The following is a 23,633-nucleotide window of genomic DNA, read 5'->3' as shown; positions in this document are numbered from 1 at the left end:
CCTACTTTAATTTCTTTCGGTAATATTCACTAATCGTTTCAATGACATAAACGGTAATGACTAATAGAAGCAAAATCATACCGACATTGGCATAATTTCGCCAGCCAAGGTTTTCATTCAGCAACAAGCCAATGCCGCCGGCTCCGACATAGCCTAAAATTGCCGCATACCGCACATTTCCCTCAAAACAAAAGAGGGATGTTGATAAGTAGTTTGGCAAGATTTGCGGCATGATCGCATAACGAAACGATTGAATCGTTGTTAAGCCCATGGAATGCATCGCTTCATACGCCTTCATATCGACATTCTCCATTTGTTCGTATAATAGTTTTCCAACATAGGCAATCGTAAATAAGAAAATGGCTACCGTACCTGCCAACGTCCCCAAGCCAAACACATACGTGGCAATCAGAGCGACAATCAAAGTCGGCAGGGTCCGGAGCAAACTCAGCAAAAACTTAACTGCTGAGGAAATCCACTTTATTTTCGTAATATTATTTGCTGCAAGCATCGCGATCGGCAATGCACAAACAGCTCCTAACCAAGAGCCGAGAATTGACATTTTAATCGTATCTATCAAAGGCTGCCAAATCTGCGGCAAATATTCCCATGTCGGCGGGATCATTTCTTGAATGATGACAAAAAACTCACGGATCCGGTTGATGAACATGCCGAAATCAAACCCGGTCACTTGAATGGAAATATAACTAAATCCAAGCAAAAGCAGCACGATCAAGGGGGTCAGCGACCGTTTTTCAACAACGATTTTTCCATTTGGGAGCGTTAGTTTTTTAGTTGGTAGCAGCTTCGATAACATGTGCTTCACTTCCCCCTTGCTGTTCCGGGGATCCTTTATAAATCCGATGTAAAACAGCATCTGTAACATCTTCCGACTTCCCGTCAAACACGATCTCCCCGTCACGCAGTCCAATCACCCGGTGTGCGTATGCAAGCGCCATTTCCACATGGTGAATATTCATCACAACCGTCATCCCGAGTTCCTGATTAATGCGCCGGAAATCGTCCATCACTTGTTTTGCGGTCACCGGGTCAAGTGACGCTACGGGTTCATCCGCTAAAATAATTTTCGGATGTTGTGCCAGCGTTCTTGCTAAAGCCACCCGCTGCTGCTGCCCGCCGGACAATTGATCCACCCTTGTGTATGCTTTGTCTAAAATGCCAACTTGATCAATAGCCATCAATGCCTGCTTTTTTTCTTCTTCCGTAAACACACCGAGGATCTTTCTCCAGACAGGCATATCGGGTACAAATCCGACCAGTACGTTTTTCAACACCGAAATGCGTGTCACCAAGTTAAACGACTGGAAAATCATCCCGATATTGCGGCGCAGTTTGCGAATCTCTTTCCCTTTTAACGTGCTTATTTCTACCCCGTCTACTGTCAACGAACCGCTTGTAATATTATGCATGCGGTTGATGCAGCGCAATAAGGTGGACTTCCCTGCACCAGAACGCCCAATAACGGCGACAAATTCTCCCTGTTTGATTTCCAGGTCGATATCTTTTAATGCCAGTAATCCATTCGGATATTTTTTTTGAACTTGTTTAAACTCAATCATGCCAATACTCCAATCTAGCAAGAAAAATGAGAGCCGTTTGTGCGGTCTCATTTTTCTATTAGTCTAGTAAAAAATATGCTCTTAATTTCCACCGATTTCCTGAACTAACTCTTGTGCTTTTCGTTCATTATCATAATCGGAATCTGTTGCTTCCTGATATCCATCATGGTTGTAGATGGAAATGACTTCTTTTCCTTCTTCCGATTCTCCAATATTAATGAACGCTTGTTGTAACGCTTCTTTTAAACCTTCATCCATAATTTCAGAGTTTTTGCTGACACTGATCGTATCGTTATAAATAGGCGGTGTTACACCAATTACATCTGTTTCTTCCCAAATGTCCGCTTCACGGCCGTATTCTGACGTCCACGTATCTTCAAAATCACGGCGTGCATCGGCATACGTAACTAATACATCTGTTTGTCCGGAAGCTAAACGGGCAAACGCACTTCCGTATGAATCCGTTTGGACTGCTTGGGATAAGTCCGTAATCGTTTTATCATAATTCTCTTTTAACCATAAAGCCGGATAAATATATCCTGCCGGAGAAGAGGATGACATCACATTCCAAGTCGCACTGTCTAAATCTTCAAATGTCAATTCTTCGCCATTATTCACTTTCTCTGCCAGCTCTTGTCCTTTTTCAGAAGGACCGGCAATGATTAATGCACGGTAAGACGTCGTTTGTTCATCCGCTGCTTCAATCGGCTCATTTTTATTCCATTCTGCCGGATCATCTGAATCCGTGCTTAAACCTGCACGAGTTGCTGTTAAAATGACTTCCGCTCCGTCGTCATACAATACATATGTACCACCAGGAATAAACCCGACATCCGTCGTTCCTGCTGATAAAGCTTCCCCGACTGCTTCATAATTCGTACCTACTGTAATATCAATTTCTCCTACATCATAGCCTAACTCTGCTAATTCCTCTTTCAGCAAATCTTTTAATGGTTCTGTAGCCGTAATAATCTCTTCCGGCTCACGAGATGGAACAAATCCAATGGATAATTTCTCAATCGACTTATTTTCTGTTGCATCACCGGAGTCCGCGCTCTCTGAACTGCTGTCCGCTGCTTCATTCGTATCCGAGCCCTCCGTTGAAGCACTCTCTGATTCTTCGTTTCCGCAAGCAGCTAAAAATAGACAAAAGAAAATCGCTGCTGCAAAAAGCATCACTTTTTTCATGTAGCTCTCCCCCTTCATTTTATACAGACATATTAGCACAATAGCGTTAATTTTCTGTAAAGGTAGTGTAAAAATATGTAAATTTATGTAAAAAATGTAATGGGGTATTGAAATCAGACCACAAAAGAATGAACCCCACTACCCCTGTTTTTTATTATTTGCTTTTTTACTAGTTGACACGATCGCCTCTTTTCCCTCGGCTGCACGGAACAACCAATTTAAAAAACCCGAACAAGTCTATAATTCTTCGGTAAGAACTAGAACTTGATCAGGTTTTTAAACATATAGATTCCTTTTTTTATTTCATTTCAAAATTACCCCATGGATAAATTCGGTAAGAAAGTAACAATTTCTGGAAAAATGACCAATAACAGGGTAAATAAAATCATTAATCATGCAACAGGAATCAATCCTTTAAATAGGGCCTAGACTGCCAGCAAAAACACACTGCGTCGCAGTATCCAATCAATAAATAGGGCTCCCACAGTTAAGCGGGAGCCCCCTCCTTCATTATTCTACTCGATATACCTTCTTGCACCTGCATACTCGGATGAATAGTAGTCAGATTCAAAAACATCAATAATCTCTACGGTTTTACTGGAATTTGGGGAATGAATCATTTTTCCGTCTCCCATGTACATCCCTACATGATGGACGGCTCCTTTTCCTTCTTCATACGCAAAGAATAGCAGATCTCCTTTTTGAAGGTTTTCCTTCTCCACCGGCTCTCCATGTGTTGCTTGAACAGAAGAATCGCGGGGAATGGTGATGCCGTGAGCCTTAAAAATGGTATACGTAAAGCCGGAACAATCAAATCCAAAGCCCGAAGTTCCCGCCCATAGATAAGGCAAATCCAAAAACTTCTTACCGGTTTCTATTAAATCATCTGCCGTAGGAGCTGGGATCCTATCCTCGGATTCGTAGATGTCAACATCGTCAGCGGATATCCACTTTTTCCCGTCGCTTGGGGTTGCTACTAATAATTCATCTCCCGTATCGGCAATTAGCGGCAATCTGGTATTAAAACTGATCTCCATAAATGGTTTTCGCTGATGTTTGTCTTCATAGAGCCAGACGGTAGGTTTGGTTACAAGTACGAAAGGCTTGTTTTCTTTCAAACTGGCAAAACTCGCTTCATTTGCCAATTGTTTTTTGGGCATCCAGGCTGGATAGCCGATGTCGTGTTTAGGAGTCGGCTGTTCATGCACCGCTACTTTTACCCAATCTCCCTGTTCTTCGAGAATCGTAACCTCATGTCCATACAGCGCTTGGGTTTGCAGTTCGCCAACAAGCCAGAGTTTATCATCCTTAAAATCGGTCGTTTTCCGGGCCTTTTTCGGCTGTTTTTTCATGGTTTTTTCGCAGTTGGGATAAAGTTCTGCTAGAACAGAGGGAAGTAAATAAGAGAGAAAAGAGATAAAGAAATAAGATAAAAGTATTGGATGATTATTGATTTTTTATTGAATTGGTATTGAGTGAGATATTGGACAAACCCAGTAATATCAATGGGTTAGGAACATAACAGTATTGAAAAGATATTGAAAAAGACATGAAAAAACTCGGGCTCCTGATGAGGAAAACCCGAGATTTGATTGAATCTGTTTGGAAAAAAGCAAAGGTTTATTTTAACTGAAATGGTGTAGGTGGTGGAAAAAGTTTATTTTGATTAGTAAGACTTTATTTTAGTTAGACACCTGTAACTCTAATTTCACCACAGCTTCAACGTGCATGCTTTGCGGGAACATATCTACCGGCTGGACTTCCTTTGTTTCATACCCGCCATCTTCCAAAATGCGCAAATCTCTTGCCATAGTGGAAGGATTGCAGGATACATAGACAATCCGCTTCGGTTCCATCTCAATCATTGCCTGCAGGAAAGCTGGATCACAGCCTTTCCGCGGCGGGTCAACGACGATGACATCCGGATCAAGCCCTTGCTCTTTCCATTCCGGCATTACCTTTTCCGCTTCTCCGACAACAAACTCCACATTCTCAATACCGTTTAATGCTGCATTGTTTTTGGCATCACGGATAGCCTCTGGAACTACTTCCACACCATAAACCTTCTTTGCCTTCCGGGCCAAAAATAATGATATCGTTCCAATCCCGCAATAGGCATCAATAACTACATCATCTTTATCTATATTTGCAAACTCCAATGCTTTTTCATAAAGCACTTTCGTTTGCGGCGGATTAACCTGGTAAAACGAATGGGCACTAATGGCAAAACGAATATCGCCGATTGTATCGTAAATATGCTCTTCTCCCCAAATTACCTTTGATTTCCGTCCTAAAATAACATTCGTGCGCCGGTCATTAATATTATGTACAATCGATTTGACATGAGGAAAGGTCTCTGTCAGTTCCCGGACAAGTTCTTCCTCATGGGGCAGATGTTCTGTGCGTGTGACGAGAACAATCATCGTGTCCCCCGTCTCCTGCCCGGTGCGCACCATAATATGGCGCAACACTCCGCGATGGTTCTCTTCATCATAGGCCTCGATGCCAAGTCGATTGGCAATCCGGCGGACCGCATGAACCGCCCGGTCATTCAATTCATCCTGAACAACACAGGTTTCCATATCATCAATAATGTCATGGCTCCGCATCCGGTAAAAACCGGTTATTAATTCCCCATCCTTTTCGCCGACGGGAATTTGCACTTTATTTCGATAACGCCACGGATCCTTCATTCCGAGTACGGGATGAACCGGAACGTGTTCTAGATGGGCAATTTTTTTCATCACATTTCTTACTTGGTTGTGTTTCATCTGGAGCTGCAAATCATAGCTCATATGCTGAATTTGGCAGCCGCCGCATTTGTAAAATACATTGCAAGGAGGCTCCACTCTGTCTTTGCTTTTCTTTTTCACTTCCAAAAGCTTTCCGTAACCAAAGTTTTTATTCACTTTGATGACTTTAACTATTGCTTCTTCTCCGGGCAAACCATAAGGGACAAACAGCGGATAGCCGTTAATTTTTCCGACTCCATTTCCTTCATGGGTTAAATCTTCAAAGGTTAACGTAACGGTTTCATTCTTTTTAACCGGTGCTTGTTGTTTTTTCATATGTCTCTTCCTTTTGCGTACATAGTTATCGATTCTCATCTTACCATAATCCATATCCCGTGCAAAAACCCTCATTTCAAACTTATTTCATCTTCCTTTATTTAAAAACCAGGTCGAAAATTTGAGCATTAGGACGATGCCAAATCGCAAACAGAGCAACAAATATTTGCTTATGCTATACTTTATGTTGATTGTGCAGTTTACGGAAAGGAGATAGACATGGGCTGGCTATACGTTTTCTTCGCAGCTATTGTGGAAGTAGTTTGGGTTTTAGGCTTGCGTTTTTCTAATTCCCCGATTGAATGGCTTGGCACCATTATTGCGATTGTTTTCAGCTTCTATTTCATTATTAAAGCTTGTGAAGTACTGCCATCCGGAACGGTTTATGCGGTGTTTACCGGATCCGGTGCCGCTGCCATCGTACTCATAGATTATTTTTTCTTTCATGCCGATTTTTCGCCTATTCAATTTTTCTTTATCGCACTAATTATTCTCGGCGTTGTCGGCATTAAGCTAGTAACAGATGAATCGGAGACAAAGGAAAAAACGGAAGCAAGGGGCTGATGGAATGGCATGGGTTTATCTTGTAATTGCCAGCTTTGGGGAAATATTTGGCGTCATGAGCATTAATTTTTATATTCAAAAAAAATCATTGCCGCGTTTGCTGTTAGTTGTTGTCACCTTCGGGCTTGGCTTTGTTTTCTTGAGATTGGCGATGGCGGACATTCCCCTCGGTACTGCTTATGCCGTCTGGACCGGATTAGGAGCTGCCGGAGCCGTCATTATGGGTATCCTTTTTTTTAGGGAACCGGCCAGCTGGAAACGAATCCTTTTCTTGCTTTGCATTATTACAGGCGCTGTCGGCCTAAAAATATTGGAGTAATTTTCAGGCTTGTTTCTTAAGAAATAGGCCTGTTTTTTATTTTTGGAGACAATTTGATCTCTTTTCCGGGAAAACAATTCTAAATATTTATAACATCATTTTTGACGTCCTCCGCTCCATTCAATAAGATAAAAAGAAAGAAAATGTAATGTTAGGGTGAATCAAGGATGAATATATTATTGGTCGAAGATGACCGGACGATTGCATCCGGATTGGAATATTCGTTAAAACAGGAAAACTTTGATACGATTCTTTGTTATGACGCAGCCTCTGCAACAACAGTCATCAATAATTCTGTGAAAGACATTGATTTATGCATATTTGACCTGAATTTGCCTGATGGGAGCGGCTATGACTTATGTAAGCTAGTTAAAAGCCATCACGATATCCCAGTAATTTTTTTAACTGCTTATGATGACGAAGTGAATGTTGTCATGGGACTCGATTTAGGAGCAGATGACTATATTACGAAACCTTTTCGCATCCGCGAACTTATCTCCCGTATAAAGTCAGTGCTTCGCCGCTATCACCGCCATTCGAAACCAGCCAATATTATCGAAATCAAAAATATAAAAATAAACACCTTAGAGGGAAAAGTATATAAAGACGGCAAGGAAATTTTATTAACGGCATTGGAATACCGTCTGTTTCTTATCTTTGCCAATCATATCGGACAAGTTTTGACACGGGAACAGCTCTTGGATCGAATTTGGGATGCGGGCGGTGATTTTGTCAATGATAATACCTTAACCGTTTATATTAAGAGGCTTCGGGAAAAATTAGAAGATGATCCGCGGCGGCCAAAGCTAATCAAAACGATTCGGGGCATGGGATATAAGGTTGGTGAGTAAGTTGCTGCGCAATCGGGAAGTACAAATACTTTTGATGTTTCTTTTCTTCATAAGCATTATTGGAATTGCCATATCCGCTATCTTCATTTCTTTTCTTGCAGCCGGAATTGTTTTCACGGTATCTTTTCTGCTGATTAGCTGTACCCTTATTTTTACGAAATGGCGATACAAGGAAATCGAAAAACTTTCAGGATACTTACAGCAAATTGCGAGCGGAGACTTCCACTTAGATGTACGAGATAACAATGAAGGCGAGTTAAGTATTTTAAAAAATAACATCTATAAAGTGACGAAAATGCTTTCATCACATAGTGATGTTTTACAAGAAGATAAAGCAAAATTAACAAATGCCATTTCCGATATTTCCCACCAGCTAAAAACCCCACTCACTTCCATGATGGTGATGGCTGACCTGTTAAGAGATAAACATCTGGATGAAAATAAACGATTGGAATTCACCCGTAACATTCAAATTCAGCTGAAACGAATGGAATGGCTCGTATCTTCCTTGCTTAAACTGTCGAAAATCGATGCCGGAACCATTGTTTTTAAAAAAGAAAAAGTGCTGGTCCGTTCCCTCATCCAAAATGCAGTAGAACCGCTTCTCGTTCCAATGGATATAAAAATGCAGCAATTAGATGTGACAGGCAATCCTGATGCAGTATTTTTAGGGGACTACCATTGGACAACGGAAGCCCTCGTCAACATATTAAAAAACTGTGTAGAGCATACAGGAGAAGGCGGCAAAATTAGCGTTCAATTTTCGGAAAATGCCCTCTACACGGAGATTATTATTTCAGATAACGGGAAAGGAATTGCAAAAGAGGACCTCCCATATATTTTTAAACGGTTTTACAAAGGGAAAAATGCCAGTGAAGAAAGTGTTGGTATTGGGCTGGCAATGGCACATAGCATTATTACAAGCCAGAATGGCGATATCGAGGTAAAAAGCCAGACTGGAGCAGGAACAATCTTTCACATTAAATTTTACAAGCAGGTCGTATGAAAACTGCCTTGCTTGTTTTTTCTTTTTCCAAAGTGAATAAATTGTCACTTACGAGTCACGTTAAAGTCATACTGATGAATTAAACTGACCTCAAGATGAACTTGCGGCATCAATGTCCGGGTTCTACTTTCGCAGAACAGAATTCTGCTAAATTTGGAGGTTGATTCACATGAATATACTAGAAGTTAAAAATCTGTCCAAAGTGTACGGCAAGGGAGAAACTGCCGTTACCGCACTCGATAATATTTCCTTCTCGGTAAAAAAAGGAGAGTTTGTATGTATTATCGGACCATCCGGTTCAGGAAAGTCCACATTGCTTCATTTGCTTGGAGGAGTGGATCGGCCATCAAGCGGAAAAGTCTTCATCGATGAAACAGATATTTATAACTTGAATGAAACACAATTAGCCATTTTTCGAAGAAGACAAATCGGCCTGATTTACCAATTTTATAATTTGATTCCAATCTTAACCGTCGAGGAAAACATTACATTGCCAATGCTTCTCGATGAACACGAAGTAGACGGCAGCCAGTTTAATAAAATTGTTGAAAGTCTAGGATTAAAAGATCGCCTATCCCACTTGCCTAATCAGCTTTCTGGCGGCCAGCAGCAGCGGGTTTCCATCGGACGGGCATTGATCACCAATCCGGCAATTATTCTTGCAGATGAGCCGACTGGGAATCTTGACAGCAAAAATAGTGCAGAAATTATGGAACTGCTGAAAATGTTCAACAAAATTTATAATCAGACATTGATCGTTATCACCCATGATGAACGTATCGCCTTACAAGCAGACCGAATCATCTCCATTAAAGACGGCAAAATTGCCAAAGATGAGGTGATTCGTCCATGAATATTGTCCATAAAGTCACTCTTCGGCTTTTAAAAGAAAACAAACGCAGGACACTTGTAACGATCATCGGAGTCATTATTTCTGTTGCAATGATTACTGCTGTTTCGACCATTAGTGTTTCTTTTCTAGATTTAGTCATTCGGCAGCATATCGCAAATAACGGAGAGTGGCACGTCGAATATAAAGATGTGTCACTGGAACAAATCACTGCAATAAAACAAGATGATAATACAAAAACATTAATGCTTTCCAGCAGCAGTTATGCAGTTCTTGAAGAATCAGAAAATGACTATAAACCTTATTTGTACTTTCAAAATTATAATAAAGAAGGACTGGAAAATTTTCCGATTGAAGTCATTGAAGGAAGAATGCCGGAACGGTCTGATGAAATTGCAATTTCCGAGCCGATGATAAGCAATGCAAAAACGAATTTCAACATCGGAGAGCGAATTTCCATTCCTGTCGGAAAACGAATAAACATGACGGATGGAACTGTCCTAAACCAAACAGACCCAATCGTTTGGGATGAAAATATCATCAATGAAGAAATCCAAGTTGCTGAGACTAGAACGTTAACTGTTGTTGGAATTGTGGAACGTCCGGAATGGGAACCAGCCTGGTCTCCTGGATATACCGTCATTGGCTACGTAGACGAACAGAATCTAAGCAATGCAGTTCCAACCGACGCAATGGTTGTATTAAATGATTTAAATGGTTCTCTGTTTGACGATGCGAAAAATTTAGCTGACGCCCTTGGTATTGAAAAGATTAACTTTAATAGTGAATTGCTTCGTTATTATGGCATCACAGCAAATGATAATCTACGGTCCACTCTTTATTCTTTGGCAAGCATTATTATGGCAGTAATCATCATCGGCTCCGTAGCTTTAATATATAATGCTTTTGCAATAAGTGTATCTGAACGAGCACGACACTTAGGAATGTTGTCAAGTGTAGGAGCAACTAAAAAGCAAAAACGAAACTCCGTCTTTTTTGAAGGGGCTGTAGTTGGTTTCATAAGCATACCTATTGGTATTTTGGCAGGCATCGCCGGGATTGGAATTACTTTTGCTTATATAAATCAATTTTTGCATGGAGCACTTGGGGTTACGGAGAAATTGGAATTAGTTGTCACACCAGCTTCCATTCTCTTGGCTATTGGAATCTCAATCGTAACGATTTTTATTTCAACCTATGTACCGGCACAACGGGCATCTAAAATTTCAGCAATTGATGCCATTCGGCAGACCCACGATATTAAACTATCCGGAAAAAAGGTAAAAACGTCTAAATTCGTTCGAAAAGTCTTTGGGATGGAAGCAGAAATCGGACTAAAAAATGTAAAAAGAAATAAAAAGAGATACTTGGCCACCTTGTTTTCGTTAGTGATTAGTATTGTTTTATTTTTGTCCGTTTCCTTTTTCACTGAAAATCTGAAAAAATCACTGATTCTGTCTCAAGATAACATTCAATACGACTTGCAAATTTACAGTAATGAATTAAATAAGAATGAATTAAATAAATTTGCGAACCTTGATCACGTTACATCTTCTACATTGATAGAGGAAATACAATTAGAAGCACTTATCGAAATGGAAGCACTGCCTGATTTATTGAAGCAGCAAATTACAGAAAACAATATTCCACTTCAGGATGGAAAATATCCTTATTATGTTTCACTTCATAGTTTGGATCAGGAAAGTTTCCGCTCCTTTGCCAAACAAATCGGTGTAAATCCTGAAGATTTTATGCAATCAGGAAATCCGGCTGCCATCGTTATCGACCAAATATCTTATAAAGATTACGATTCCGGCAAAATTATTGAAACGAAAGCAATTGAAACGGAAGTTGGCAATAAACTAGACTTATATGCCATATTTTACGAAGATGCAGAAAGTGAGGAGGCGCATCGACAATTTGTGACGAGCCTTCACGTCGGTGCACTTACAGATCAAGTTCCGCCAGGGGTTTATTCAGCATCCCTCGGCGGTGTGAATCTAATTGTTCCAGACACCATATTTGCCCAGCTTCCTATTGAACAAGAATACGTAAACACTTATTTGTATCTCAATAGTACAGACCCGATGGCTACTCAAGCAGCAATCGAAAAATGGCAAGAGCCGAGCCTTCACATTTATAATGTGGAACAGCATCGTCAGCGGGGAGAGCAAATGATTATGCTCATGTCCGTATTTGCCTATGGGTTTATTACACTTATTACCTTAATTTCGATTGCCAACATCTTTAACACAATCTCGACAAGCATTTCATTGCGAAAACGGGAATTTGCCATGCTGCGTTCTGTCGGTATGACACCAAAAGGTTTTCATAAAATGATTCGTTATGAAAGTCTTTTTTACGGAATAAAGGCTTTGGCCTATGGACTCCCTATTAGCATCTTAGTTATGTTTCTCATTTATCGCGCCATTGGCCATACGTTTGAATACCAGTTTCAACTTCCATGGTTAAGTATCCTAACCGTTATTGTTATGATTTTCTTTATCGTAGGAACTGCCATGCTGTATTCCATCGCAAAAATTAAAAACGAAAATATTGTCGATGCATTAAGGCAGGAAAATATTTAACATAAATGCGTTTAGTCATACGGCTAAACGCATTTTATTATCCAGCAAAGCTATGACAAAATTCACCTTCCGCAATAATCGGGTATATAATACAATGCCTATATTTTTTTGCGAAGGGAAGGAATTTCATGGCTTCTGATATAGATTTTACATCTCCAGCGGCTCAATTTTCTTTTGATTTAAATAAAAGTCCGGTGTTTAAAAAAGATAATCAAAATTTCATTAACATATTGAGTATCCAGCAACTTAATACGTTAGACAATTTATCACTTTTGGATATTTTCTTAAGCAAAGACAATGTAGTAGAACCGCATTACCACCAAAATGCAGCAGAACTTGTATACTGTATATCCGGTTCTGCAGTCGTATCTATACTCAATCCTTTTACTAAGAAAATGCTAAATTACACGCTCACTCCTGGTAAAGTGGCAAACGTTCCGCAAGGATGGTGGCATTATGAAGTGGCGTTAGAAGATAACACCCATCTTCTGGCAATCTTTAATGCCCCTACCCCAGATATCATTTTAGGGTCGGATATTTTGAAGCTAACTCCTGCAAACATCATGGCCCACACCTATTGCATGGATGAAAATCAATGGAAACAGGCAATTGCTCCCGTAAAACCTTCCACAAATATCGGTCCGCCGAAAGACTGTGACAGATGGAAGCAAGATTTATCTTCGCAAAATCAGCAATCGACCTATACCGGATACCATCCGCAAACTCCATATACGTACCCGTATCCGACGTATTGGGGTTAATACATTTCTGGCAAAATGGTAAAAATTCCAATGTTATTTCGTCCAGCTATATTCGTTCCCTGCAGATTAATGTAAATGACCGTCCTTTATCAAAAAAATTACTCATCGGTCTCACCAAGCAAAATCAATTCTATTGTACTGTTTCGCGTATGACTATTCAGCCCAGTGTCAGCACAAGGTGCCTGGAATGAGCACAAAAATCAGAAACAGCAAATCAATTTAAAATAATTTGATTTGCTGTTTCTTTCAATTTTCCTTTTCTTTAAATGACTTTGGCACGATAAATTCGATATGCTGTTTCAGATTGATAAATTCTCCAGGAAGCTGTCCGCCGTATTCGCCATCAATGTTTAACTGCATTTGTTCCACCGGCGTTACTTTAATATGCTTTGCCTGCACATGGATTACTTTATCATCTTCCAAGTGGGCCCCCCGCAACGCTAAAGTGACAATCCGGATAAACTCCGCTAAGTTTGTTTTTCGCAAAATTAACAGGTCAAAATATCCGTCGTCTAATTTGGCATTTGGAGCCAATTTTTCAAATCCGCCTACCGAATTGGAGTTCGAGACGAGAAAAATCATAATATCTTCATCGATGATGTTTCCGTCATATTCAATTTTTACCCGTGCCGGTTTCAAAGATGGAAGCATTTCAATTCCTTTTACGTAATAGGCCAGTTGCCCGATCATCGTTTTTAATTTTATCGGAACATCATAGGTTAACTCAGTCAGCTTGCCGCCGCCGGCAATATTGATAAAATAATGTTCGTTTACCTTCCCGATATCTAGAGACATGGAATCGCCCTCAGTTATAATATCCACTGCCTTTGAAATATCCCGAGGAATTTGCAGCGCCCGGGCAAAGTCATTTGTCGTACCCGTCGGAATGATGGCAAGCTTTGGCCGATATTCCTTTTCTGCCAATCCATGAATGACTTCATTGATTGTTCCATCCCCTCCCGCAGCAACGAGCAAGTCGTACTTCCGTTCAACGGCAATTTTCGCCGCTTCTGTTGCATCTCCTTCGCCTTTCGTTGCATGGGCAGACGCTTCATAGCCAGCATCTTCTAATTTTTGCAGGACGTTTGGGAGCTCCTTTTTAAATGCTTCTCTTCCGGACGTCGGGTTATAAATTATACGTGCCCTTTTCATTTATATCCTCCCCGTGTTAACATGGTTCCTATTTCCTTTGTCTTCACCTATCATATGCCGAAAAAAGTATTTTGAAAAGCTTAGACTACTATCGCAGCAAACGATAGTAGTCTAAAGTTTAAGCAATGGAAAGTGTTTATGGCCGCTTTTCAATTTCCTCTTTCAAAATCTTATTTACTAGCGGCGGGTTTGCCTGCCCTTTCGTTGCTTTCATAATTTGTCCGACTAAGTAGCCTAAAGCTCTGCCTTTTCCATTTTTATAATCAATGATAGACTGTTCATTTTCATCCAATACTTGGTTCACAATTTCCTTCAGTTTTTCTGGATCGGAAATTTGTACAAGTCCTTTTTCTTTAACGATTTTCTCCGGATCGCCGCCCTTTTCAACTAACTCGGCAAAAACCTTCTTCGCAATTTTTGAAGAAATCGTTCCAGCTTCAAGGAGCTTGATCATCTTTGCCAGCGCTTCCGGTGTAATCGCTAATTCAGGCAGCTCTTTTAAGTGCTTGTTCATGTAGGCGGAAACTTCACCCATGAGCCAGTTGGCTGCTTGTTTAACATCTGCACCGTGACTTATTGTCTCTTCAAAGAAGTCGGACATTTCTTTAGAACTCGTCAGGACACCGGCATCATATTCGGAAAGTCCCAATTCTTCCACATACCGTTTTCTCCGGGCATCCGGAAGCTCCGGAATTTCTTTGCGGATCCGCTCTTTCCACTCCTCGTCAATATATAAAGGTACTAAATCCGGTTCCGGGAAGTAACGGTAATCTTCAGACCCTTCTTTTACCCGCATAAGAATGGTTTCCTTTGTTTTTTCGTCATATCGGCGGGTTTCTTGCTGGATAACACCGCCGGAGAGAAGGATTTTTTCCTGACGTTTTTCTTCAAACTCTAATCCTTTTTGGACAAAGTTAAAAGAGTTTAAGTTTTTTAATTCTGTCTTAGTACCAAATTCCTTCTGTCCGATTGGACGCAATGAAATATTCGCATCACATCTTAAGGAACCTTCTTGCATTTTCACATCGGAAACACCAGTGTATTGGATAATATTTTTTAGTTTCTCCAAATAGGCATAGGCTTCCTCAGGGGAACGCATATCAGGTTCTGACACAATTTCAATTAACGGAGTACCTTGACGGTTAAAATCAACGTAAGAATATCCATCATCCCCATGGGTCAGTTTTCCTGCATCTTCTTCTAAATGGACCCGGTTTATGCCGATCCGTTTTTTCTGTCCGTTTACCTCAATTTCAATCCAGCCATTCTTGCCAAGCGGCTGCTCATCCTGGGAAATTTGATAGGCTTTCGGGTTATCAGGATAAAAATAGTTTTTCCGGTCAAACTTCGTATAGGTGGCAATCTCACAATTCAGTGCCATAGCCGCTTTCATGGCAAAGTTCACCGCTTCTTCATTCAAAATCGGAAGGGTTCCCGGGTAGCCAAGGTCAATCGGGTTCACGTTCGTGTTCGGTTCGGAACCAAAGGCGTTGACACTTGGGCTGAAGATTTTTGATTTTGTTTTTAATTCTACGTGTACTTCGAGACCGATTACTGTTTCAAAGTTCATTTGTTGGCACCCCCTAATTGAGGACGTTTCGTATGATAGTCCGTCGCTTGTTCAAAAGCATGGGCAGTACGGTAAACCGTGCTCTCGTCAAAATGTTTGCCGATGATCTGCAAGCCGATTGGAAGACCGTTCTCGGAAAATCCGCATGGTACGGTAATGGCAGGAGCACCAGCCAAGTTAACCGGAATGGTCGTAATATCGTTGACATACATCAACAATGGATCATTAATTTTCTCTCCAACTTTGTAAGCTGTTGTCGGAGTTGTCGGGCCGATAATAACATCATAGTTTTCAAAGATTTTTTCAAAATCATTCTTAATTAATGTACGCACCTTTTGCGCTTTTTTATAATAAGCATCATAGTAGCCGGAGCTTAGAGCAAAAGTTCCGAGCATAATGCGGCGTTTTACTTCTTCTCCGAAACCTTCGCTGCGGGATTTCTTAAACATGTCAATCATATTATCCGCATTCTTCGTTCGGACTCCGTAGCGCACCCCGTCAAATCGGGCAAGGTTCGCTGAAGCTTCCGAGGAGGAGAGCAGATAATAAGCTGCTACCGCATACTTTGCGTGCGGAATGGAAACTTCTTCCCACGTGGCACCTAAAGATTCGTATACTTTCAATGCCTGCATTACGGATTCCTTCACTTCCGGGTCTACCCCTTCACCGAGATACTCCTTCGGAACCCCAATTTTTAGTCCTTTCACATCCCCGGTTAATGCATCGGTAAATTTAGGCACGTCCAAGTTAACACTTGTCGCATCCATCGGATCCAAGCCGGAGATCACTTCCAGCACTCGGGCATTGTCCTCTACGGTACGAGTAATTGGTCCGATTTGATCTAATGAAGAAGCAAAGGCTACAAGACCAAAACGGGACACTCGGCCATAGGTCGGTTTCATTCCTACGACGCCACAAAATGCTGCCGGCTGGCGAATGGAACCGCCTGTATCAGAACCTAGGGAAAATAACACTTCTCCTGCTGCTACTGCAGCTGCAGAACCCCCGCTGGAACCTCCAGGAACATGATCCGTATTCCAAGGATTACGGACCGGGGTATAGCTGGAGTTTTCGTTGGTGGAGCCCATGGCAAATTCATCCATATTTAGTTTTCCAATTGTAATCCCATTTTCATTCTGCAATTTTTGGACTACTGTCGCGTCATATAGCGGGTCATGAAAATTGTCTAAAATTTGGCTGGCACACGTCGTTCTTAACCCTTTCGTTACAATGTTATCTTTCAAGCCTAAAGGCATGCCGAATAGTTTGCCGGATTTTTCTTCCGATTCATCTAATTCTTTTGCCTTTTGGCGGGCATTTTCTTCATTTAATGTAAGAAAAGCATGGATTTCCCCATCAACTTCTCGGATACGATTAAAGGATGCATCCACTAAATCTTGAACGGAGATTTCTTTATTATGTATCTTTTCTTCTAATTCCTTGATTGTGTGGTCAAATAAAGGCATCGATTTTCCTCCCTATTCTAGAATAGCTGGTACACGGAACAGACCGTCTTTATGATCCGGAGCATTTTTTAATGCTTCTTCTTGTGTAATCCACTCTTTTGGCTCGTCTTTGCGCATGACGTTTTTCATGTCGATTACATGGGTCGTAGGCTCGATATTCTCTGTATCCAATTCATTTAATTGCTCTGCATATTGGATAATCGCCGCTAAATCCTTCGTCAGCTGTTCTGCTTCTTCATCTGTTAAAGCGAGACGGGCAAGATGGGCCACATGTTTTACTTGCTCGATCGTTATATTTGCCAATGGTTTACCCTCCAAACTTCAATTTTTCCTATATTATAACAAAAAAATATTTGTCAACTACCAATATCGATAATAGCAAAGTTAAATCCCCAAGCGCAACTGTCGCAATGAAAGGGAAACAGGAAATTTGCCATCCTATTTTTTGAAGATGGCAAATTTCCGATGTACTAATGCAAAATATGCACATTCACTTCGTCTTCCCCGGCATCTCTCGTAAGAAGACTTTCGATTTTTTCGCTGGATGTCACTCTTACCTCTAAATCATAATAATTGGGGAACATATCTTGAATGAGACCATAAACATATTGCGTAAATCCGACAATCTCCGCACTCCCATTAAATTCAATCGGTATTTCGATGGTTAAAGTTTGCAGTTCTTCGTCAATGTAGAATCCTTCTCCGACAACTCCAACGTAATTCGGAAAAAAGGAAGCAATTTCACTGCCAAAACTTGTAATAATTTCATGGTCCTCTAAATACTTTTCTTTTCCTTCGTCTGATGGAAATAAAACATATTCCTCGTTAATCGATTCCCAATCTTTAATGGAAAAATCGCCGGCAGGCACGAGTGTTTTTGCAACGTAATTGCCTGGCACCGGAGACGCCTGGCTTTCTTCCCGGTATAGAGCGATAAAGAGGGGAACGTTTGTCAGTCCTTCAATACTCCGCAATTGCTCCAATACTTTCTGGGCGATTTCCTTTCCTTGCTCCATCATTTCCTGGAAGGGAATCTCCTCTTCAAAATATGGACTGCCGATTTGCGGCTGAAAACGATAAACCGACTTTAAGGCGATGCCAATGGAAACTCCGGCCAATTCCACTACATTATCTTCCCCTGGCTTTAAATAATTTTGTTCCAAAATATGGGAGAGGTAGCGCGGGTTATCCCGGAATACATCTGCCGCTTCCTCCAGATCCATATCTTCGGTCTTATCCCGATCGATTTTCGGGTTCATTTCCGTAATCATATCAAAGACCATATCTTCGGTTAAATATTGTCCTTCTTGGAAGTATAGTTCATCCGGATTAAACACTTCCTTGGAGTGGCGTCTTAATCCTTCTTCCATTTCATAAATATCGACCCGGTTAGCTACTTGATTGACAATAACTCCTCTTGCCTTGCTCGTTTCGTAAGGAAGGACAATTCGATACTCTTCCTCAGACAATCGATGACTTGGAACAATCGATGTCTTCGTCTCTGTTTCATCATTTTGCAATACTTCATCATCATTTCGGTTCGGTATGCAGCTCGTCAGCAACAGGAGTGTACAGAGCAAAACAATGCTTATTTTCTTCACGGTTACCCACTCCTTAATTATTTAGCGCTTCCGTTAATTTGTTTTCATCCCAAATCGTAATCCCCAGCTGAGTGGCTTTGTCATATTTTGAACCAGCATCTTCCCCTGCAATGACTAAATCTGTTTTTTTGCTTACACTGCCTGTTACTTTGCCGCCCATGGATTCAATGAGCTGTTTTAATTCATTTCGGGAGAAGCTTTCCAATTTACCGGTTAATACAATCGTTTTCCCGGCAAAAACACTGTCCGTATCCTGGTCATGCTTCCTTGGCCCTGTATATTCCATATTTAGCCCGAGGTCTTTCAGTTCCCGCAGCAGCTGCTTTACCTTTTCTTCAGAAAAATAATGGACGATTGAATCTGCCATTTTTTCTCCAATTTCGTCTATTGCCAGCAGCTCTTCCTTCGTCGCATGCTCGAGACGGTCCATTGTTTCAAATTCCATTGCTAAAATTTGAGCAGCTTTCGCGCCGATAAAGCGAATGCCGAGCCCAAATAATAACCGTTCTAGAGAATTATTTTTTGATTTTTCGATGGCTGTAAGCAAATTATCGACGGATTTTTCTCCCATCCGTTCCAGCTTCAGCAACTCTTTTCTTTCCAGACGATATAAATCGGCTATAGTACGAATAAGGTCGGCTTTAAATAGTTGCTGAATAACTTTTTCCCCTAGCCCTTCAATGTTCATCGCATTCCGCGAAACAAAGTGAATTAGCCCTTCTGTCAATTGGGCAGGGCAATTCGGATTAATGCAGCGGAGCGCTACTTCTCCCTCGATCCGGACCAGCTCATTGCCGCATGTCGGACACTCTTTTGGCATCTGGAAAGGCTTCTCATTTCCTGTCCGTTTATCGTAAACGACACGCACCACTTTCGGAATAATATCTCCTGCTTTTTTAATGACGACTGTATCGCCAATGCGAATATCCAGTTCCTGTATTAAATCTTCATTATGCAAAGATGCCCGCTGTACCGTCGTTCCCGCAATGCGGACGGGTTCCAGTATCGCCGTCGGGGTAACGACACCCGTTCGGCCGACACTAAGCTCAATATCTTTCAGGACGGTCATCGCCTCTTCGGCAGGGAATTTATAAGCGATGGCCCAACGGGGGCTTTTCGCTGTAAAGCCTAATTTCTCCTGCTGGCGCAAATCATCAACCTTGATGACTATTCCATCAATTTCATATGGGAGATTTGGCCGTTCCTTTGACCAATATTCAACGAAATCGATGACTTCCTCAATCGTAGAACATTTTCGCCATTCCGGATTCGTTTTAAATCCGAGTTCTTTCAATTTTTCCAGACGGGCACTATGGCTCGTAAGCTGGCTATTTTCCCATTCGCCCACCGCATAGAGGAAAATATCCAAGTGGCGTTCTGCAGCAATTTTCGGATCTAATTGGCGAAGCGAGCCGGCTGCCGCGTTTCTCGGGTTTGCAAAAGGCTCTTCCCCATTTTTTACCCGTTCTTCGTTTAATTTTAAAAAGGAGGAATGGGGCATAAATGCTTCTCCGCGGACTTCCAGTGTTTCCTTATCTTTAATCGTAAGGGGAATGCTGCGGATAGTCCGTAGATTCATCGTAATGTCTTCACCGACGTTTCCATCTCCCCTAGTTGCACCTCGCACAAACTTCCCGTTTTCATAAGTTAAAGAAACCGCCAATCCGTCAATTTTCAGTTCACAAACATAACTTACTTCTTCATTTAAACCTTGGGTTACCCGGCGGTGAAAATCCTTAAGCTCCTGTTCATTAAACGCGTTGCTCAAGCTGAGCATCGGCACTTTATGCTCTACTTTTTGAAAAAAGTCGAGCGGTTTATCCCCAACACGCTGGGTCGGGGAATCATCGGCAATAAATTCAGGATATTGCTCTTCCAATTGTTCTAATTCCCGGTATAATTGGTCGTATTCGGAGTCTGGAATTGTCGGCTGATCGAGAACATAATATTCATAGCTATATTGATTAAGCAAATTCTTTAGTTTTTCGATTTTTTTCTGTGCCTGTTCTCTATTCATCCAATGGACACCTCCTATTTCCTTGTAATGGGAGCAAATTTGGCAAGCAGCCGTTTCACGCCAACGGGAGCCGGAAAAGCCACATCTAGTTCCATGTTGTCCCCTTCTCCTTGGACTTTGACAACGGTACCCATGCCCCATTTTTTATGCTCTGCTTTATCGCCCGGCTTCCATTCTTCCTTTTCTGCTCCTAGGGATTTCCGTTTTTGAGCAGCTCTCCGTTTCGGCGGGAACGGATCATCCCCAGCAGAATCGAAGGAGAAGCCGAATTTGTTATTGCGCATTTGTTCGGCCCCTTCAATTAACTCTTCCGGAATTTCCTGAATGAAACGGCTAATCGGGTTAAAATTCGTCCGGCCATAAAGCGTCCGCATTCTTGCATTCGTCAAATACAATTCCTCTTCTGCCCGGGTAATTCCGACATAGGCTAAGCGGCGTTCTTCTTCCATTTCGTTCTCATCAAACATAGCCCGGCTATGGGGAAAGACATTTTCCTCCATCCCGATGAGAAAGACGACCGGAAATTCCAGCCCTTTCGCTGAGTGAAGCGTCATGAGGGTAATTTTATCGCCTTGTTCCGCTCCATCATCTACCCGGTCAATATCCGCAATCAATGCCAAATCGGTTAAAAAGGCAACGAGAGTCTTATCCTCACTCGTTTCTTCAAAGTTTTTCGTAACGGTCAAGAATTCTTCCAAGTTTTCCAGACGGGATTGAGATTCGAGCGTATTTTCGTTTTTCAGCATTTGTTCATAGCCTGTCCGTTCCATCACTTGTTCAACCATATCGGTTGCTGTTAAATATTCTTGCTGCTTTGCCAGCGTTTCAATCAGGAGGACAAATTCTTTCAACGCATTCGCTGCCTTCTTGGAAACTCCAATCAATTCTGCTTCTGCCGCTGCCTGGAATAATGAAATATCGTGGTCAACACTGTAGGCCCGCAGTTTTTCCAGTGTCGTTTTGCCGATTCCCCGCTTCGGCTCATTCACGACCCGCTCAAAGCTTATATCATCATCCGGATTCGTAATTAAGCGCAAGTAGGAAAGCATGTCTTTAATTTCTTTCCGTTCATAGAACTTCATGCCGCCGACCATCTGGTATGCAATCCCCGCTTTAACAAGCTTATCCTCCACGGCACGGGACTGGGCGTTTGTCCGATATAAAACGGCGATATCGCTTCGTTTATAATCCTTTGTTGTCGTTAATTCCAATATTTTTTCCGTCACAAACAGTGCTTCCTCTTGCTCTGTGGCTCCTTGGAAAAAATGGATTTTTTTCCCTTCCGGGTTTTCCGTCCAAAGATTTTTCGGCTTTCGGCTCGTATTATGCTGGATGACATGGTTTGCGGCAGCGAGGATGGATTTTGTAGAACGGTAGTTTTGCTCCAACAGTACGGTCTTCGCATCCGGATAATCCTGTTCAAAGGAAAGAATATTCGTTATGTCCGCCCCTCGCCATGCATAAATCGATTGGTCCGAATCCCCGACAACACATAGATTTTTATATTTCTTCGCCAACTGCTGCACAAGAAAGTACTGGGCATGGTTCGTATCCTGGTATTCATCGACATGAATGTATTGGAACCGGTACTGATAATATTCCAGCACTTCCGGTACCCGTTTGAATAAATGAATCGTCTGCATGATTAGATCATCAAAATCCATCGACTGATTTTTCCGCAGCATATTTTGGTAGTTCTCATACACCTTCGCCAATTGCTGTTCAAAAAAATTGCCCGCCTTTTTTTGAAATTCCTCCGGTGTGACAAGCTCATTTTTTAGGGAACTGATTTGGGCGAGCATTCCCCGTGGTTCAAACCTTTTCGGATCCATATTTAAATTTTTCAATACTTGTTTCACAACGGATAGCTGGTCACCGCTATCTAAAATCGTAAAGTTGCGATTGTAACCTATCCGGTCCACGTCACGGCGCAAAATACGGACACACATGGAATGAAACGTGGAAACCCACATATCTTCGCTTTCTTTCCCGACGAGAGCCTCGACCCGCTCTTTCATTTCCCTTGCCGCCTTATTCGTAAACGTGATCGCCAAAATATTTCTCGGGGAGACGCCTTTTTCCTTAATTAAATAGGCAATGCGATGGGTGAGTACCCTCGTTTTTCCGCTTCCTGCCCCCGCCATAATTAATAGCGGCCCTTCCGTATGGCGAACGGCTTCCCGCTGTTTCTCGTTTAACCCTTTTAATAAGTCATCCATCGTCTGACTCATTATCACACCGTCCTTTCTTCATTTATCTTTGCAGTTTCCAATGCTTGTTCAAAACAGGTATATATACTGTTGCCGACGATAATGCAATCTGCATATTGTTTCATTTCTTTTGCCTGTTCAAGCGTTTCAATTCCGCCGCCGTAAAACAATTTCGTATCAGTCAGTTCCTCTTTTACCCGTTTTACCAGTTCCTTATCTCCATATTTCCCGCTATATTCCATATAAAACACCGGCAGATGAAAAACATGTTCTGCCATATATGCATAGGCAAGAACATCTTCTTCATCGGGCATCACACAATTTGTATGTTGAAATGCCTTCGCATCCTTATTTAATATACAATAACCTTCAAAAAGAATCTCCACATATTTTATCAATGACTGAAATTGTTTAATTCCTTGATGCTGCACATCCATCATCCATTTTTTATCTCGGGAATTTAACACCATCGGAACAAAGTAACCGTCAAATCCCGGAATAATGGAATCCATCGTCGAAACTTCCAGCACACAAGGAATAGGATGTTTCCCTTTAATTCGCCCCAATAAATCTTCTACACCGGATAAAGTAATATTATCGGTGCCTCCGACAACTAGCGCATCAGTTCCAGAAGTGCAAATTAAATCAAGGTGCTCGTCTGAAATGGATTTTGCCGGATCTAGTTTAAAAATATGTTTCCAGTCCTCAATTTTCATATCCAATAGTGCATCCCCCAAACTTTTCTCCCTAAGTCATGCATTCATTATACCAAAAATCAAAGTTAGGATTGAGGATAATGGCGGGGATTTTTCTATCCCTTTTACCAGGCTGCCTTTTTCAAT

At 41.6% G+C, this 23,633-nt stretch carries 20 protein-coding genes; 7 read left to right on the top strand and 13 right to left on the bottom strand.

The window, feature by feature from the left end:
- Position 1: 1 nt before the first annotated feature.
- The 5 genes from phnE to rlmD form a co-directional block, all read right to left on the bottom strand.
- Positions 2 to 817, bottom strand: a complete 816-nt coding sequence (gene phnE / locus IEV18_RS06005; protein WP_188391477.1) for a phosphonate ABC transporter, permease protein PhnE — start codon at positions 815 to 817, stop codon at positions 2 to 4.
- Complete coding sequence (gene phnC / locus IEV18_RS06000; RefSeq protein WP_188391476.1) at positions 792 to 1,580, bottom strand: phosphonate ABC transporter ATP-binding protein; 789 nt, start codon at positions 1,578 to 1,580, stop codon at positions 792 to 794. Before phnC ends, phnE begins: the two co-directional genes overlap by 26 nt.
- Positions 1,581 to 1,661: 81 nt before the next feature.
- Entirely contained in the window at positions 1,662 to 2,768 is a 1,107-nt protein-coding gene (locus IEV18_RS05995) for a phosphate/phosphite/phosphonate ABC transporter substrate-binding protein (protein WP_188391475.1), read from the bottom strand.
- Between the two features lie 515 nt (positions 2,769 to 3,283).
- Positions 3,284 to 4,120, bottom strand: coding sequence for a C40 family peptidase (locus IEV18_RS05990; RefSeq protein WP_188391474.1), 837 nt, complete (start codon positions 4,118 to 4,120; stop codon positions 3,284 to 3,286).
- A 330-nt stretch (positions 4,121 to 4,450) separates the two neighbouring features.
- Positions 4,451 to 5,836, bottom strand: a complete 1,386-nt coding sequence (gene rlmD, locus IEV18_RS05985; protein ID WP_188391473.1) for a 23S rRNA (uracil(1939)-C(5))-methyltransferase RlmD — start codon at positions 5,834 to 5,836, stop codon at positions 4,451 to 4,453.
- Positions 5,837 to 6,055: 219 nt separating this feature from the next.
- On the opposite strand from rlmD, the gene IEV18_RS05980 reads away from it, so the two are divergent.
- From IEV18_RS05980 to IEV18_RS05950, 7 genes are all read left to right on the top strand, one after another.
- On the top strand, positions 6,056 to 6,400 hold the full coding sequence (locus tag IEV18_RS05980) for a DMT family transporter (protein ID WP_188391472.1): 345 nt from the start codon (positions 6,056 to 6,058) through the stop codon (positions 6,398 to 6,400).
- 4 nt (positions 6,401 to 6,404) lie between these two features.
- Complete coding sequence (locus IEV18_RS05975; protein WP_188391471.1) at positions 6,405 to 6,719, top strand: DMT family transporter; 315 nt, start codon at positions 6,405 to 6,407, stop codon at positions 6,717 to 6,719.
- 167 nt (positions 6,720 to 6,886) lie between these two features.
- Positions 6,887 to 7,570, top strand: a complete 684-nt coding sequence (locus IEV18_RS05970; RefSeq protein ID WP_188391470.1) for a response regulator transcription factor — start codon at positions 6,887 to 6,889, stop codon at positions 7,568 to 7,570.
- A 1-nt stretch (position 7,571) separates the two neighbouring features.
- Positions 7,572 to 8,576: a sensor histidine kinase gene (locus tag IEV18_RS05965; RefSeq protein WP_188391487.1), complete on the top strand. Its 1,005-nt coding sequence runs from the start codon at positions 7,572 to 7,574 to the stop codon at positions 8,574 to 8,576.
- A gap of 169 nt (positions 8,577 to 8,745) precedes the next feature.
- Positions 8,746 to 9,429, top strand: a complete 684-nt coding sequence (locus IEV18_RS05960) for an ABC transporter ATP-binding protein (RefSeq protein ID WP_188391469.1) — start codon at positions 8,746 to 8,748, stop codon at positions 9,427 to 9,429.
- Complete coding sequence (locus IEV18_RS05955) at positions 9,426 to 12,014, top strand: ABC transporter permease (protein WP_188391468.1); 2,589 nt, start codon at positions 9,426 to 9,428, stop codon at positions 12,012 to 12,014. Before IEV18_RS05960 ends, IEV18_RS05955 begins: the two co-directional genes overlap by 4 nt.
- A gap of 128 nt (positions 12,015 to 12,142) precedes the next feature.
- Positions 12,143 to 12,775: a cupin domain-containing protein gene (locus IEV18_RS05950; RefSeq protein WP_188391467.1), complete on the top strand. Its 633-nt coding sequence runs from the start codon at positions 12,143 to 12,145 to the stop codon at positions 12,773 to 12,775.
- A 246-nt stretch (positions 12,776 to 13,021) separates the two neighbouring features.
- Here IEV18_RS05950 and IEV18_RS05945 read toward each other — a convergent pair whose 3' ends face one another.
- From IEV18_RS05945 to pcrB, 8 genes are all read right to left on the bottom strand, one after another.
- Complete coding sequence (locus IEV18_RS05945) at positions 13,022 to 13,927, bottom strand: diacylglycerol kinase (RefSeq protein ID WP_188391466.1); 906 nt, start codon at positions 13,925 to 13,927, stop codon at positions 13,022 to 13,024.
- Positions 13,928 to 14,063: 136 nt separating this feature from the next.
- Entirely contained in the window at positions 14,064 to 15,497 is a 1,434-nt protein-coding gene (gatB, locus tag IEV18_RS05940; protein WP_188391465.1) for an Asp-tRNA(Asn)/Glu-tRNA(Gln) amidotransferase subunit GatB, read from the bottom strand.
- Positions 15,494 to 16,963, bottom strand: coding sequence for an Asp-tRNA(Asn)/Glu-tRNA(Gln) amidotransferase subunit GatA (gatA, locus tag IEV18_RS05935; protein ID WP_188391464.1), 1,470 nt, complete (start codon positions 16,961 to 16,963; stop codon positions 15,494 to 15,496). Before gatA ends, gatB begins: the two co-directional genes overlap by 4 nt.
- A gap of 12 nt (positions 16,964 to 16,975) precedes the next feature.
- Positions 16,976 to 17,266 carry an Asp-tRNA(Asn)/Glu-tRNA(Gln) amidotransferase subunit GatC gene (gatC, locus tag IEV18_RS05930; RefSeq protein ID WP_188391463.1) on the bottom strand — a complete coding sequence of 97 codons (291 nt, stop codon included), beginning with the start codon at positions 17,264 to 17,266 and terminating at the stop codon, positions 16,976 to 16,978.
- Positions 17,267 to 17,433: 167 nt separating this feature from the next.
- Positions 17,434 to 18,564, bottom strand: coding sequence for a CamS family sex pheromone protein (locus IEV18_RS05925; RefSeq protein ID WP_188391462.1), 1,131 nt, complete (start codon positions 18,562 to 18,564; stop codon positions 17,434 to 17,436).
- A gap of 13 nt (positions 18,565 to 18,577) precedes the next feature.
- A complete protein-coding gene (ligA, locus tag IEV18_RS05920; RefSeq protein WP_188391461.1) occupies positions 18,578 to 20,581 on the bottom strand; it encodes an NAD-dependent DNA ligase LigA in 2,004 nt (667 codons plus the stop codon).
- A gap of 14 nt (positions 20,582 to 20,595) precedes the next feature.
- Positions 20,596 to 22,812 carry a DNA helicase PcrA gene (pcrA, locus tag IEV18_RS05915; RefSeq protein ID WP_188391460.1) on the bottom strand — a complete coding sequence of 739 codons (2,217 nt, stop codon included), beginning with the start codon at positions 22,810 to 22,812 and terminating at the stop codon, positions 20,596 to 20,598.
- Positions 22,813 to 22,814: 2 nt separating this feature from the next.
- Entirely contained in the window at positions 22,815 to 23,507 is a 693-nt protein-coding gene (gene pcrB / locus IEV18_RS05910; RefSeq protein WP_188391486.1) for a heptaprenylglyceryl phosphate synthase, read from the bottom strand.
- Positions 23,508 to 23,633: the final 126 nt, after the last annotated feature.

This window comes from Compostibacillus humi, assembly GCF_014637175.1.
In the GTDB taxonomy this organism is placed as follows: domain Bacteria; phylum Bacillota; class Bacilli; order Bacillales; family Amphibacillaceae; genus Oceanobacillus; species Oceanobacillus humi.
This window is presented reverse-complemented; position numbering and strand designations above follow the sequence as displayed.